13 protein-coding genes, 1 tRNA gene and 1 pseudogene are annotated in these 14,218 nt (G+C 39.4%); 4 read left to right on the top strand and 11 right to left on the bottom strand.

From position 1 onward, the window contains the following. Positions 1 to 62: 62 nt before the first annotated feature. Both BA1_RS13100 and BA1_RS13095 read right to left on the bottom strand, forming a co-directional pair. The gene (locus BA1_RS13100) at positions 63 to 1,277 is read right to left on the bottom strand and encodes an MFS transporter (protein ID WP_008359768.1); all 1,215 of its coding nucleotides are present in this window, start codon (positions 1,275 to 1,277) and stop codon (positions 63 to 65) included. A 31-nt stretch (positions 1,278 to 1,308) separates the two neighbouring features. Further along, positions 1,309 to 1,914 carry a TetR/AcrR family transcriptional regulator gene (locus tag BA1_RS13095; RefSeq protein ID WP_008359765.1) on the bottom strand — a complete coding sequence of 202 codons (606 nt, stop codon included), beginning with the start codon at positions 1,912 to 1,914 and terminating at the stop codon, positions 1,309 to 1,311. Positions 1,915 to 2,144: 230 nt separating this feature from the next. Between BA1_RS13095 and BA1_RS13090 the strand changes: the two genes are divergently transcribed. Beyond that, entirely contained in the window at positions 2,145 to 2,597 is a 453-nt protein-coding gene (locus tag BA1_RS13090) for a MarR family winged helix-turn-helix transcriptional regulator (RefSeq protein WP_034739421.1), read from the top strand. Positions 2,598 to 2,657: 60 nt separating this feature from the next. After that, positions 2,658 to 3,551, top strand: coding sequence for an alpha/beta fold hydrolase (locus BA1_RS13085; RefSeq protein ID WP_034739429.1), 894 nt, complete (start codon positions 2,658 to 2,660; stop codon positions 3,549 to 3,551). A 100-nt stretch (positions 3,552 to 3,651) separates the two neighbouring features. Here BA1_RS13085 and BA1_RS13080 read toward each other — a convergent pair whose 3' ends face one another. The 5 genes from BA1_RS13080 to BA1_RS13060 form a co-directional block, all read right to left on the bottom strand. Next, positions 3,652 to 4,800 (bottom strand): type II asparaginase, encoded by a 1,149-nt coding sequence (locus BA1_RS13080; RefSeq protein WP_008359757.1) that lies wholly within the window; start codon positions 4,798 to 4,800, stop codon positions 3,652 to 3,654. Between the two features lie 489 nt (positions 4,801 to 5,289). Continuing rightward, entirely contained in the window at positions 5,290 to 6,051 is a 762-nt protein-coding gene (locus BA1_RS13075; protein ID WP_008359754.1) for an SDR family NAD(P)-dependent oxidoreductase, read from the bottom strand. Between the two features lies 1 nt (position 6,052). Beyond that, positions 6,053 to 6,970 (bottom strand): alpha/beta hydrolase, encoded by a 918-nt coding sequence (locus tag BA1_RS13070; RefSeq protein WP_008359752.1) that lies wholly within the window; start codon positions 6,968 to 6,970, stop codon positions 6,053 to 6,055. 266 nt (positions 6,971 to 7,236) lie between these two features. Continuing rightward, complete coding sequence (locus tag BA1_RS13065) at positions 7,237 to 8,676, bottom strand: DHA2 family efflux MFS transporter permease subunit (RefSeq protein WP_008359750.1); 1,440 nt, start codon at positions 8,674 to 8,676, stop codon at positions 7,237 to 7,239. 80 nt (positions 8,677 to 8,756) lie between these two features. Beyond that, positions 8,757 to 9,329, bottom strand: a complete 573-nt coding sequence (locus BA1_RS13060) for a TetR/AcrR family transcriptional regulator (protein ID WP_008359748.1) — start codon at positions 9,327 to 9,329, stop codon at positions 8,757 to 8,759. A 434-nt stretch (positions 9,330 to 9,763) separates the two neighbouring features. On the opposite strand from BA1_RS13060, the pseudogene BA1_RS13055 reads away from it, so the two are divergent. Then, a pseudogene (locus tag BA1_RS13055) lies at positions 9,764 to 9,967 on the top strand (NADP-dependent alcohol dehydrogenase); the annotation flags it as partial. Between the two features lie 263 nt (positions 9,968 to 10,230). Then, complete coding sequence (locus BA1_RS13050; protein WP_034739418.1) at positions 10,231 to 10,692, top strand: CarD family transcriptional regulator; 462 nt, start codon at positions 10,231 to 10,233, stop codon at positions 10,690 to 10,692. 262 nt (positions 10,693 to 10,954) lie between these two features. On the opposite strand, the gene BA1_RS13045 is transcribed toward BA1_RS13050, so the two are convergent. The 4 genes from BA1_RS13045 to BA1_RS13025 all read right to left on the bottom strand — a co-directional run bounded on the left by BA1_RS13045 (position 10,955) and on the right by BA1_RS13025 (position 14,162). Next, positions 10,955 to 11,158, bottom strand: coding sequence for a cold-shock protein (locus tag BA1_RS13045; RefSeq protein ID WP_003214229.1), 204 nt, complete (start codon positions 11,156 to 11,158; stop codon positions 10,955 to 10,957). A 309-nt stretch (positions 11,159 to 11,467) separates the two neighbouring features. Next, positions 11,468 to 11,974, bottom strand: coding sequence for a GrpB family protein (locus BA1_RS13040; protein ID WP_008359742.1), 507 nt, complete (start codon positions 11,972 to 11,974; stop codon positions 11,468 to 11,470). A gap of 196 nt (positions 11,975 to 12,170) precedes the next feature. Then, positions 12,171 to 12,965: an alpha/beta fold hydrolase gene (locus BA1_RS13035; protein WP_008359740.1), complete on the bottom strand. Its 795-nt coding sequence runs from the start codon at positions 12,963 to 12,965 to the stop codon at positions 12,171 to 12,173. A gap of 1,113 nt (positions 12,966 to 14,078) precedes the next feature. Continuing rightward, positions 14,079 to 14,162: transfer RNA gene (locus BA1_RS13025), tRNA-Leu, on the bottom strand. Between the last annotated feature and the right edge of the window lie 56 nt (positions 14,163 to 14,218).

Genomic DNA, 14,218 nt, shown 5'->3' with positions numbered 1-14,218 from the left:
CATCAATTTATGCAAACGTCCTTTGTCTCGATTGTGTGGCTGACTCTCATCCTGTCGATGACTCAATCGTCAGCTGCTGTCCCTGCTGCCGCTTCTGTAACCTTCCCCTTCCAAATAAGGGTTAAGCCTAACCCAAGACATAAAACAACACCCGCGAATAGGAAGGGGAAATGAATATTTTGATCGAATAAAATACCGCCAAGCGCTGGACCGAAAATTGTACCGAGGCTCGTGTAGGTAGAATTCATGCCCGCGACAAATCCTTGCTGATTACCAGCGATTTTTGATAAGAAGGTCGTTAATGCCGGCCGCAATAAATCAAACGCAAGGAAAATGACGCATGTGACGATCAGCACGACCAAAAAGCCTGAAACGACTGTCGAAACAAAAGCGAGGACCGCCCCGATAATCAAGCATAGCTGAATGACTCGTTTCTCCCCAAGAGCATTCACCAGTTTACCGAACACAAGCACTTGGATGATGACTGCTACAATCGAACTGACAGTAATGATAATCGCAATATCTTTTGGACCAAATCCAAACTTATGATTTGTAAACAAGCTAAAGACCGTTTCATATGCAGATAGTCCAAACGCCAGAACAAACACAATGATGAAGGCGATGAGATAGCTTGGATGAATAGATTTTTTCAAATCTTTAAAGAAGGTCGATTCCTTCGCTTGATCTATTTGTTTCGCTCGTTCTTCTTTTGTTAACGGCTCCTTTAGCATAAACATAGACGAAATGACGGCAATAAATGCAATACCAGCTGCAAAGAAAAATGGCAGGCGAACACCGTATTCTGCAATAAACCCGCCAATTCCAGGTCCAATGATAAAGCCGGTACTAATGGCCGCAGATACATATCCCATCGCCTTTGATCTTTCTTGAACAGTTGTAATATCTGCGACATAGGCAGTGACAGCCGGCATGATAAATGCCGCACTAATGCCGCCCAGAACCCTTGCAAAATAAAGAACATACACATGTGTCCCTAAGCCAAAGACGAGTTCTGATAATGCGAATAGAAACAGCCCTGACACGATCATCATCTTTCTTCCGTAGCGGTCTACCCATCTTCCAGCAATGGGTGATGCTATAAGCTGCGCAACAGCAAACGCAGCCACAAGGTATCCCATTGTACTGCCCGTTAAATGCATCACATTCATAAAGAGCGGCATGACAGGAATGATGAGGCCGATGCCTAAAAACGCAATAAATATATTACTTAATAAAATAACGAGTACCGCTTTTTGCTCACGAATCGCTTTTTGCATGATGTTTGTTTCTCCTTTACTGACTCACTTGTTACTCATGATGGTTGATTCCGTGAATAAACAATGAGATCGCCTCTTTTTGTAATTCCTTTTTCTCCTGCATCGTGTCATTTCTATATAACACGTCTAATCCGTAAAAAACGGAAAGTAAGATTTTCACTTTCGATTCAACATGCTCAATCGACCAACTGCCGTCTTCGTTCCCTTCAAGCAATATGTCTCTCATCACATCATCAAAGTCGGCATCAATTTTATTCAGCCGTTCCATGACTTCATCTGATGTAAATGCACTGGCACAAAATTCTTCACTAGCTCTCATTAAAGGATAGTTAATCCCCATTTGACTGAGCAGCTCTGCAAACCCTGCGAGCTTATCAATGGCCAGATGCAGCGTTTTCTTCTTCTCATGCCACGTCTCCATCATCAATCGATGATCCTCTTCCATAATATGAAGGAACAAAAACTCTTTTCCTTTAAAATGATGATAGAGGTTGCCTTTACTAATCTCAGCAGCCTCTAGAATATCTCGCACAGATGTTTCGGAATATCCTTTTTTCGCAAATAAATCACGTGACGCGGTGACAATCTTTTGCTTCGTCTTCTCACTCTTTTCAGCGCCGCTTTGTGTACTTGTCATCTCTTTACAATCCCTTCTCCCTTACATTTCTTCATACGGACAAAATAAAACCGACCAGTTGGTTTATTTTTATTATAAAATGATCTTACCCACAGCACAATGAAAAAGCGCCCATATCCACGAGGATTAAACACGTAAAACTAAGCCGGGCATTTCCATTAATTAATTTATCTAAACATTTAACTTCACTTAACTATTAAAATGGCATATAATAAAAAAGAAAAGAGGTGATGTATTTGGATGAGGAAATCCTACATTTCAGCAAACAGATTATAGATTACTCGAATGCATTAGGCTCTATTTATGTAGAAGAGTACCAACGATTTTTAAAAAATGAATATGCGGATTTATCAACGAAGCAACAGCTGACTCTAGAATTATTGCGTACCAAAACGAGAACAATCAATGAACTAGCTGATTATTTTTCGATTTCTTCTAGTGCCGCTAGCCAGCTCATTTCAAAGCTTGAACAGCTAGGATATGTCAAACGAGAAATTAATCCACATAATCGAAGAGAGATTATTGTTGATTTTGCGCAAAAGGGGCATGAATATCACAAAAATATCGAAAAAATTCAACTGCACCTTATTCAAAAATACTATGCAAAGCTTCCAAAGGAAGATTTAAAAACACTCTTATCTCTTTATGAAAAGCTCTATACAATTGCAAAAGAAACACCATAACAGGGTGTTTCTCCGTTCAATATTTAAGACAACTTAACTATTAAGGAGTTGAATGTATTGATGAATATAATTCATTTGCAAGATGGACGTAGATTGGGGGTAATCGAATACGGTGATCGTGAAGGCTATCCCGTGTTCTTTTTTCATGGTACACCTGGTTCTAGAATCATGTTTTTAGAAGATGATCCTCTTTCAAAAGAGCTTGGCATTCGTCTCATTTCTTTAGACAGACCGGGTTTTGGTTTATCTGATCCGAAGCCTGACCGTACCATTTTAGACTGGGCAAAAGACGTACAGGAAGCGGCCGATCACCTTGGCATCTCTCATTTTTCAGTCATTGGAGTCTCTGGAGGCGGAGCATTCGCTGCTGGTTGTGCCTATCAATTGCCAGACCGCATTCTTTCAGCTGCTCTCGTCTCAAGTGCCACCCCGTTTCAGGACGGTAAACCACCTAAAAGTATGCTAAAGGAAAATAAGCTTGCCTTTTTCCTCAGTAAAAGATTTCCTTGGCTGTTAAAGGCAAGCTATCGCGCTCAGAAAAAATTAATTGAAAAAAAACCAGAGAAATTCAAGAAACTCACGAAAAAAGGGAACAAACATTTACATCCTTGGGATCGTCAATTCCTTCAAACCGATGAGCAGCTGGAGCTAATGATGCTTCATTTATACGAAGCTACTCGTCAATCTGTGGATGAATGCATTCATGAACCAGATTTGCTCACTCGACCGTGGGGGTTCGCTATAAAAGATATACAAATCCCGGTTGATGTTTGGCATGGAAAGGAAGATACGATGGCTCCATTTGCAGAGATAGAAAGAATAGCTGCAACGATTCCAAACGTCAAAACCTCTTATATAGATCAAGCGGGACATTTTCTTACTGACGTAGACGAGATTTGGCGAGATATTTTACTCTCTTTAAAGAAGCGTGCTGAACATCAGGAACATGTATAAAAGAAGACCTACTATGTGAGATGATCCCCCTAGGTAAATAGTGTGAAATTCCTGTTTTTCATTCGGCTGTTACACTATACTTGGAGGGGGTTTTTCTTTATTAATACTGCTCGAAATAGGCTTGAATTTTATCTGGATCTTTTGTTTTCGTCAATGCGAGCATGAGCAAAATACGTGTTTTTTGTGGATTTAATGAATCCGATGACACAAAATGAAGCTCGTCATCCATCTTTTCATGTGTGACAATGCCATTTCCTACGCGGCTTGATCTCACGATAACCACATCTTTTTTCACTGCCTCTTTTGCTCCTTTGATCGCTTCGGTGGACATCGTTCCATTTCCTGCTGCGGCAACAACAATGCCCTTCGCTCCTGCTTTGACCGCTGCATCATACATATATTTTTGATCATTTTGATAGCCGTATAAGATATCGACTTGCGGAAGTTCTTTTAGTTTAGATATATCAAATTCACTGTCAGCTGTGTGTTTTCTTGTCGGTTCGTTGTAAAAAGACACCACTTCACCAGCCACTTCTCCAATGTATCCTTGCTCAAGAGACTTGAAAGAATCTGTTGTGGTGGTATTCGTCTTTGTAATAAACCGGGCAGAGGCAATTCGGTCATTTAATGTCACCATCACACCTTTGCCTTTTGCTTCTTTTGTGGATGCAATTTTTACAGCATGGTACAAGTTAAGCGGACCATCTGCACTGATAGCTGAGGCAGGTCTCATAGAGCCAACGACCACAACCGGTTTATCACTTTTGACAACCAAATGTAAAAAATAAGCCGTCTCTTCAAGCGTATCTGTGCCATGTGTGACCACAATGCCATCCACTTCGTCATCATTTAACAGTTGATTGACTCGTTTGGCTAATTTTAAAAGAAGTGCGTTATCAACATTTTCACTGCCAACATTCGCTACCTGCTCACCTGTCACGTTCGCAATATCCTTCAGCTGAGGAACTGAATCAATGACTTTATCAATGCCAAGTGAACCAGATTTATACCCCGTCGTATCTGTATCGCTGTCCGAACTACCAGCAATTGTCCCGCCTGTTGCGAGCACCTTAATATTGGATAATGACTTGTTCCCTGTCTCAACAGTCGTGTTTTTTTCTTTTGTTTCACTGGTTGCGCTTTCTTTTTCGCTTTGATTATTCTCTTGCGTGTTCGTGTTGGCACAAGCTGCTGTCATCAATAATGAAACAGAAAGAAGAACAGCTCCAAACCATTTTGTTACGTTCATTCGATCATCTCTTTTCTTAAATGTAATGGATGAAAGGCTATATCTCTGTCTATAGGATTTACTTTATACCATTCCTTCATTCATCAGCATGAGGCAAAAGAGCTAGCACCAAATAAAGGTAAAAAATCATGGTGATCAACATTTATTTCTATCCAAATACCTAATTTCACAGAATATAGAGTGAGCCGGTCCCACTTAACCTATTGATGATAGCCCGGCATCCGTTCCCATAATGATCCTAAGCAGTCTCATCTACCGGATTTGTGATTCTTTGTTTTAGCAGAGGATTCATGAAAAAAACACCTCATAAGAAGATGTTTTTAGCTGCCCATGTAATGGGGTCACAGTGATCCAAGTACGCTTGGGGTGCGGCGTTCGCTTCTAATGGGGTACGTAATTCGATGACGAAGGGGATATTTTGTGATGTTTTACATCACGTCATAAAAAAATCACTGAGGACATCCTCCTCAGCGATTTGATGTGGAATCTTTATTTCATGCTTGTACGAACGTGCGAAAAAATGGGGTCCTTCAATTCAAAATTGAATGTCTTCCCATCTACAATACCGACTGTTTTTTCACTGTCGTAAAGCTCAAGCATACAAGCTGCCATTTCCTTTGATGTATGATATCTTTGAATATTGCCTTCATATTCGAACTGATCCACATCTAATGAACGCTTTGCGAATTCAGATTCTGTAGCAGCAGGCGCTAATACTTTTGCCTGTAATTTGGCTCCTTTTTCATTCAATTCTAGGGCCAGCCCTTCTGTAAAGGCACTTACATAAAATTTAGTTGCTGAATAGGTAACGGCATTGCCAACGACTGTATAGCCCGCTCTTGAGGAAATATTGATCAACTGCGCTCCCTCTGCTTGCTCATAATCACGAACAAATAAAGTAGATAAAATCGTTAGTGCTTCAATATTGAGATGGAGCATGTCCGTAATTTTATTTACATCCTGTTCTGCTATTGAACCGAAATGACCAAACCCTGCATTATTAATGAACGTGTCGAGTTCATAATCAGCTAATGACTCATAGAAAGAATACACTTGCTCGATGTCTGTTAAATCGACAGATTGTACGTCTACTTTGATATAGGGATATTGATCAAGAATCTTTTTTTGCAGCTCTTGGAGTTTATCGAGCCGGCGTGCAGCTAAAATAAGATGTTTCCCTCGTGCTGCAAATGCTAACGCCGCCTCATATCCAATACCTGAACTTGCCCCTGTAATGACTGTATAGCCCATTTTATATCCCCCTATTAACGGATCTATTTTCAAACGCCTTCTTTAATTGGTCACCCATCAAATGCCAAGCCTCTTCCGCTATTTCTAAATCCCCGGCATGGGTGAAGGCATGAGGAACACCTTTAAACTGTTTATACGTGACTTCTACCCCTGCTTCTTTTAACTTGTCCGCATATTGTTTGGCTTCTTCAGCTAACGAATCCTTTTCAGCTGTGATCACAAGAGCCGGAGGCATGTGTGCTAAGGCTTCTCTATCCGCAAAGATTGGAGAAACGAGCGGATTGCGTGCGTCTTCTTCTTGTAGATAGAATGTGTTGAAGCGTTTCGCCACATCCGCCGGAATCCCCCCTGCAAATGCTGGCTTTCGTTCTGGATCAGTAGCTAAATCAAGCGGCGGATAATCAAGTACTTGATAGACAATCGGGAGTTTGTTCCCATTTTGGATATTCAGCAGACAAACAGCCGTTGCCAAGTTCCCTCCTGCGCTATGTCCGCCAATGGCTAATGTATTTGAATCTATTTGTAATTCATTAGGATGTTCATAAAGCCACGTCAGCACATCGTAGCATTCATGAAGAGCGGCTGGGAAAGGGTTCTCGGGTGCCAGCTGATACTCAACATTGACCACGATACATTCCGCTCGATCTGCGATGACAGGACACCAGTGGTTATCCATTTCAGCACTGCCGAGAATAAAGCCACCGCCATGTAAGTTCACAAAAACAGGCAGTGGATGTTTTGATGTTTTCACTGGTTTAAATACCCATACCTTTGTTTCGCCGGCTCCTGTTGGGATGTCATATTCCATTTTGTTCACTTCAGGAGGCTGGACTGGTTTCAGCTCCATTTGACTCGGCATTGAACCTTCAGGTGGTTGACGTAATGACTCAGCCATTTTGATTTGTTCGTCTAAGTTCATGATCTCAGTCTCCTATCCTATTCTTTAATCCCTACTCATTCGTTACGCATTTCCTCTTGTTTAATCCCTACTCATTCTTTACTCATTTCCTCTTCTTTAATCCGTACTCATTTGTTACGCATTTCCTCTTTTCCTTCAATGTCGTCAGAGAGACATTGTGATGAGATCGCTTTTTATCTATCTCCCCCTTCTCTGCTCAATTGAAACAAGCATTTACCCTCAAAAAAAGCACCGGGGCGCAATGCCCTCAGTGCTTTGAATATGCCTTATGATACTTGCTGTTCGACCTTCACTCGTTTTATAAAGAAAGCAATGATCAAGCCTACGACGGTCATGATGACAGCAAAGATAAATGCATGCTGTACGCCGTTTGTAAAGGCTAGCAGCTGATTGACCGGATTTGACGGATCAGCCACATTTTTCATAAAGCTACGAGCACCTGAAGACAGGATCGAGATCCCGACCGCTGTGCCAATCGCTCCAGCCACCTGCTGCAATGTATTCATAATCGCTGTACCATGCGGGTATAGCTCTGGTGGGAGCTGATTTAATCCGTTTGTTTGAGCTGGCATCATAATCATAGCGATCCCTACCATTAATGTAATATGAAGCGTCACGATATAGCCGATTGACGTATTCACACTTAAATTCGTGAAGCCAAACATCGTGACTGCGACAATGGCAAGGCCTGGGATGACAAGCCATTTCGGTCCGAACTTATCAAATAGTCCCCCCATAATTGGAGACAGTAATCCGTTGATAATGCCGCCTGGGAGCAGCATTAAACCAGCTGTAAATGTAGAAAGCGCCAAAGACGTTTGCAAATATAACGGCAAAATCATCATAGCAGATAACATCACCATCATACATACTAAGATCAGAAGTAATCCTATGACAAACATCGGATATTTAAATGGGCTTAAATTCAGCATTGGTTCTTTCATGTTCAGCTGTCTGAGGGAGAACACAAGAATACCAATCACCCCCACTACAATCGCCACAATCACATGCATACTGCTCCAGCCGCCGCCTTCACCGGCACTGCTAAAGCCATATACAATTCCACCGAAACCGATCGTTGAAAGCACAATTGATAGGATGTCGATTTTGGGTCTTGTTGGTTCCGTAATATTTTGCATAAAGATATAACCAAATACAAGTGCAGCCATTAATAATGGAAGCGAAATCCAAAAAATCCAATGCCATGTTAACGATTTAAGAATAAGACCTGAGACCGTTGGACCAACTGCTGGTGCAAACATAATCACAAGACCAATAATCCCCATTGATCTGCCTCGCTTATGAGGTGGAATGATGACCAAAATCGTATTAAACATCAATGGAAGAAGTAAGGCTGTTCCGACTGCCTGCACCACACGTGCAATCATTAAAATACTAAAGACTGGTGCAACTGCGGCAATAAATGTCCCAATGATCGAAAAGACGAGCGACGTAATGAAAAGCTGTCTTGTTGTAAACCATTGGAGAATGAGGCCTGAAATTGGAACGAGAATACCAAGTGTTAATAAATATCCTGTTGTCAGCCACTGAGCAGTCGTCGCTTCAATGCCAAAGTCTAATGTTAAGCTTCTGAGCGCCATGTTTAGTGCCGTTTCACTAAACAGACCAATAAATCCAGCTGTGATAAATGAAATAATTATGGGCAGCGTTCGAATATCAGAAGCTGCCGCTTGCTGTTTGTTCATATTAAGTTGGCTCCTTTTCTTTTTCAAATAAGGGTGAATCATAAGAAGTCAGGCTGGTCAGAAATGAGCCACTTCAAAGTCTATGAAAAGACGGATAAAACCTGTCTTTCTGCAGCGAATTGTGCAATTTTCTCGATTGAATAGCCAGATTCATGAATATAAAACATGAGTTCAGGCGTCATTGGAGAGGACATACATAATGTCGTCAGCTCAATATCTTGTATGTTCGCTTCCCCTTTTTCTTTCGCTTCCTCCAGCAAACCGCGAATGATTTGTTTGAGTGATTGACTGTAATGACAATCATATACTTTACTTGTCTGCTCTAAATTCCCAGAGATCGTGAGCATCCGAATCCAGTCTAAGTGGTGTCCGACAATCAGATGGATCTCCTCGAGAACATATTGCAGACGATCTCGAACCGGTTGATCACTTATTTTGCTCAAATACAGATGTAAAGCAGGGATCAGCTGTTCAAATTTTTCTCCTAATATAGAAAGACACAAGTCACTTTTATTTGCATAGCGGCGGTAAAGAGTCCCTTGACCGACACCAGCTGTTTTTGCGATCTTATGCATGCTGACATTTTCTACACCAAAGTCTTCAAACAAGGAGAAGGCGACCTCTTCAATTTCCTTTCCAATATCCTTTTCCATGATGCCTCACCTTCTTTCCCTTCATCCACACTGCACTTATCTCTATATTTTACATCAAGACTCTTTAGGTTCTTTTTAGGACAATTGTCCCGGTCTTATGTTACGGACAATTGTCCGCCTTGTCAATTGTTATTTTCGACTCATCCTCCTTCTTTCCCTTCAAAAAAGAACCTCATAACAAAACCTGTGACTCGTCACAGGCATTTTTAATAAAGAAAACAAGATGCTTTTGGTTCAATTCTTTATTCAAGGATGATGCAAAAGCCTGAATTGATGGCAGCAGAAGGTTCTCTCTTGACTTAGAGTTCACTTTAAGACGTACAGTATAGTGGAACAACCGAAACTTACTTTTGAAAGGATGATCAAGAATGTGTCAGACGCATCAATCAAACGTTTTAAGTGTTTCACATGCAAAAGCGAATTTTGAACGGACAACCATAATCACCGGCCGGCGTAGCATTGCCGGGTCACTCGTTGGCGGCATTCAAGAAACACAAGAAATGCTTGATTTTGCAGCTGCTCACAACATCGCGCCACAAATTGAAGTGATCAACGCCAATCAAGTCGATGAAGCGTACGAACGTGTGCTGAAAAGTGATGTGCGTTATCGCTTTGTTATTGATATTTCAACATTATGATCGAAATTGATTTTGAAAGGCTGGCCTGATTAGCTGGCCTTTTGATGCTTCAACCATTTATGGTGAAGGTGGAGATATCCTGTTTAAACATTTCTTGCTTATCTTCGTTTTCGTGATGTTATGGAATAAATCAATAACCCTCTTATATTTTGATCAAAAATCGTTGACATAAAATAATTAATCGTGTTATTATTAAAAATTTGATTATTTTACTCTTATGTGTGGTACCCTTAAAGTAGGTTCTATATATGGAGGTGGATGATATGTTTCAAGTCGGTGATAACATTGTTTATCCAATGCATGGTGCAGGTATAATTGAGGCCATAGAAGAAAAAGAATTTTCTGATAAAAAACAATCGTATTATGTCATTAAGATGGCCGTTAGCCATATGAAAGTGATGATTCCTACAAAGAAGATGTCAAGGTCAAGGATAAGACCTGTTACAGATATACTTGCCTTAAAGAACATCATATACACTTTTCAAAATGGAACATCAGATAAGTTATTGCCATGGAAAGAGAGATATAAAATCAACACGGACAAAATAAAAACGGGTAACATATTAGAAGGCGCTGAAGTGGTACGTGATCTCATGCGAATGAAGAAAGAAAAAAGACTGAATGCAAGCGAAAAGAAAATGCTTGACGATGCTTATGGGTATTTGCTTAGTGAGCTAGAAGTCATCAAAGGAATCACTGAAAAACAAATCAAGAGTTTCTGCTAATATTGTCTACCTGCTTCCCCATTTTTTGAATACATGTTCTCTACGAACAAATCCCCCTATCTTCGGCTCAGTAAAGAAAAAGAAATTATTTAGGAAAATTCCGCATTTTGTAAATCTAATATGCTATACTGTAACTAAACCTTTGAAGCATGAATTTTTTTGCGATTACCTTGTAACATCTCCCTACTTGCACGCTGAGTAGGGTTTTTTGATGCAAAAAAACAGGCTCTCTGTTAGAGAACCTGTTTAAAAAAAATGAAGATTAAGCAGTTTTTTGAACGTTAGCAGCTTGAGCTCCACGAGAACCTTGCTCTACGTCAAATGTTACTTTTTGACCTTCGTCTAAAGATTTGAATCCGTCACCTTGGATAGCTGAGAAATGTACGAATACATCGTCTCCTTCTTCACGTTCGATAAATCCAAAACCTTTTTCTGCGTTAAACCATTTTACTGTACCTTGTTCCATGATTGTTGCCTCCTCGTGCGTTTACCACACAATGTATTATACTATCCTTGCCCAAAGTACCCTCAAGACGAAAAGTCAATCTTCATGCTATCCTTTACGCCGAACAAAAATAATTATTTTTATTATAGCATGAATCGGAAATTATTGCAATTTAGGATTAGAAAGAACATCACACATGATATGGGACACTAATTAGACAGGAGGAGCTTAATGATGGAAAGTTTTTGGTTAAAAAGAAGAAACTCTCCTTTGTAGTGCATCCCCTTGTGCATAAAATCAGTTTTTTCCGCTTCAAAAGGGAGTCTTTATCTAAATTCTCTCTAAAATCGACTTAACAAAGTCTGTTTTTCCCTCTGCATATTTGTGTTTGTCATTTTTATTTACACTTAATAGATTAAGTTTAAGCTGCTGGTACTCACTTCTTGCTTGTTCGTTACTTCTCAGATAATCCCTAAAATTTATTTGTTCGAGTAGATATCTATTGCCCGTTTGATACATATGGATTTGGTGTGTACGTGGTTCTCCTTTGCTGAAATAGTGTCTTTCAGGTAGCACATTGATCCCTCTATAAGAATAACCAAGCCCTTGCAAAGCTGTTACGCACTGTTCTCCGTCAAGAAAATGATTAATTTCGATCGCAATATCAATAATGGGTTTCGCACTCAAACCATTTACTGCTGTACTTCCAATATGGTGTACATTCACTATGTACTTTCCGATAACTTCTACTATTCGTTTCTTCTCCATTTCAAATTCTTTAACCCATTCAGCAGACCAAGGAACTAAAAAAACTTCCCCTCTTGGTAATCCAAGCATGTACTCAACCCCACTTTATGATTTTGTTGTTTATATGGAAATTTTCATTATACGTCACATTGGTAGAGATTTCGTCGGATTTAACAATATACCCTTTTAAACAGTATTAGTATGATTGGACTGCATTATATAAAAATACTATTCTTAAACAAATAGTCCACTCACTTAAGATGAGTGGACTTTCAGATAAAACTTACTAAACATTTTCAAATTCAAGTCTGTTTAACCAATTATGGACTAATGAGTTAAATACATCTGGTTGTTCAATCTGCAGATTGTGACCACCCATATCAAGCACCGCAAAAGTTGCTCTTGGATAATCTTCGATGAGCCGCCACGCATCGTGATATCCGACTACATTGTCCTGGCGCCCTGTGATAATGAGCGTAGGATACTTAAGTTCAGTTGAAATAGCGAAGGTAAAACCATATCCATTTTGCTGAATGTTGTTGATGAAGTCGTGATTTGTTTGTTTAGAAGGAAGTAAAATTTCATCTCGAAACCTCTCCCATTCCGTTTTTCCTTGCACAACGGCCATGGAGCAAAATTCACCTGCCTCTTCTGAAGACAATTGTGTTATGAAGCTGCTGTCACTTTTTAAAACAGTCGCCTCTGGTACGACTCTTTCATCGAATTCTGGTATAGTCATTGGCGCCACGAGCAGTAATCCACGAACAGTTTCCTGACGTGAACGAACGATACCTCTGGCTATGTACCCTCCATACGAATAACCACAAACAATAAACTGTTCATCAGGGATAATCTCGTCCAAAAGACGCAATAACGCCTCTAGCATATCATCAGAGTTTTGGATAGACGGATGTGGCTTTGAACGTCCCATACCTGGTAAATCTATGTAAATTCTCTTCCAACCGCTTCGTTTTTCGAATACCGGTTCCAATGCATGTAACATTACTTGATGGTCAAGTGTCCAACCATGCAATATCACGATAGGATGCCCTTCTCCAATGACTTTATGGTAAATTGACATGTATTAATTTCCCCTTTCCCATCCTTCAATATTTTATCATAATTTCAGCAAAATTTTTTATTTCACTAAGTTAAATTGAATTGATATTTTAACAATCTCAAACTGTAATATGTGTCTGTCATTTCGCTTCGAAAGCACAAAAAACCAAAGGTCTAAAACCCTTGGTATCATTGATGCGGCCGAGAGGATTTGAATCTTCACAGGTTATTCACCAACTAGAACCTCAACATAGTAAATTAATATTACTGGTTACGAAAGCATACTTTCATAATATTATCTCATATTTATTTACAATGATTTCTATATATTTATTATGTGTATCATATTTAACTATAGTAGCAAATGATCGGCATACTTTACTCTTTTTTTATCTTTATGGTCCCAAATCCCGACATAATTAAAAATATGCATTGAAAAATCGCTCCTAATATACCGATGATACAAAAAAGAAAAAGAAAAGGACTGTCCTTTACTAAATCCCTGAATAAACTTATTGGAAATGAAATAACTTTTGTCTGTGCAAATAATGCTGTACTCAGTAGAAAAAGAATAGTTAACTCAGAACTGTTAGCATGTATTGAATCCATATGAAATGATGGATATTCAAACTCACTTAGGCTAATGTCATTCTTGTGTATCTTGTTGATATAATATTTGTGATAAAAGTAATTCCAAATTAATGCTATTCCAGAAATACATGAAATGATGATAAAAATGTGGAACATATCTGTCATATCTATATTTTTTTCTTTAAAATAATAAATAATTGATACTGTCATAAATTTTTGCACTGATTTGAAAAATTGGATGAAAAAATCCGAATGAAACGAAGCTAGAATATTGCTAAAAATGAGTATATAAATCATGTAAATTGAAAATTTAGAATAGAGTTTTATAAATTTATCAAACATTAAATACCCTCTCAGTCCATTGATTTAACAAATTATTCATATAATAACATTTATAGGTATTATATGGAATACCTGAGACAGAGAAAAGGATAATAAGTGACTCATAATATCAGCAAAGGACACTTTTTTCCTAACAAAAGTATCTGGATATAGCTAAATCTAAAACAAAAAAACCAAAGGTCTACAACCTTTGGTTTCTTGATGCGGCCGAGAGGACTTGAACCTCCACGGGTTATTCACCCACTAGGCCCTCAACCTAGCGCGTCTGCCATTCCGCCACGACCGCGTGTATGGTGTGCTCATATGTTCATATGTGCACTGTTTGAAAAAACAATGCGGGTG

It is taken from the genome of Bacillus xiamenensis (assembly GCF_000300535.1).
Lineage (GTDB): Bacteria > Bacillota > Bacilli > Bacillales > Bacillaceae > Bacillus > Bacillus xiamenensis.
Note: the sequence above shows the minus strand (reverse complement) of the source record. Positions and strands in the feature narration are given on the sequence as shown.

Coding starts and splice junctions, on each gene's coding strand:
- BA1_RS13100 (WP_008359768.1), bottom strand. CDS start 1,277: ATGCAAAAAGCGATTCGTGAGCAAAAAGCGGTACTCGTTATTTTATTA.
- BA1_RS13095 (WP_008359765.1), bottom strand. CDS start 1,914: ATGACAAGTACACAAAGCGGCGCTGAAAAGAGTGAGAAGACGAAGCAA.
- BA1_RS13040 (WP_008359742.1), bottom strand. CDS start 11,974: ATGCTTGGATTACCAAGAGGGGAAGTTTTTTTAGTTCCTTGGTCTGCT.
- BA1_RS13060 (WP_008359748.1), bottom strand. CDS start 9,329: ATGGAAAAGGATATTGGAAAGGAAATTGAAGAGGTCGCCTTCTCCTTG.
- BA1_RS13080 (WP_008359757.1), bottom strand. CDS start 4,800: ATGAACGTAACAAAATGGTTTGGAGCTGTTCTTCTTTCTGTTTCATTA.
- BA1_RS13050 (WP_034739418.1), top strand. CDS start 10,231: ATGTTTCAAGTCGGTGATAACATTGTTTATCCAATGCATGGTGCAGGT.
- BA1_RS13085 (WP_034739429.1), top strand. CDS start 2,658: ATGAATATAATTCATTTGCAAGATGGACGTAGATTGGGGGTAATCGAA.
- BA1_RS13075 (WP_008359754.1), bottom strand. CDS start 6,051: ATGGGCTATACAGTCATTACAGGGGCAAGTTCAGGTATTGGATATGAG.
- BA1_RS13090 (WP_034739421.1), top strand. CDS start 2,145: ATGTATTTGGATGAGGAAATCCTACATTTCAGCAAACAGATTATAGAT.
- BA1_RS13035 (WP_008359740.1), bottom strand. CDS start 12,965: ATGTCAATTTACCATAAAGTCATTGGAGAAGGGCATCCTATCGTGATA.
- BA1_RS13045 (WP_003214229.1), bottom strand. CDS start 11,158: ATGGAACAAGGTACAGTAAAATGGTTTAACGCAGAAAAAGGTTTTGGA.
- BA1_RS13070 (WP_008359752.1), bottom strand. CDS start 6,970: ATGAACTTAGACGAACAAATCAAAATGGCTGAGTCATTACGTCAACCA.
- BA1_RS13065 (WP_008359750.1), bottom strand. CDS start 8,676: ATGAACAAACAGCAAGCGGCAGCTTCTGATATTCGAACGCTGCCCATA.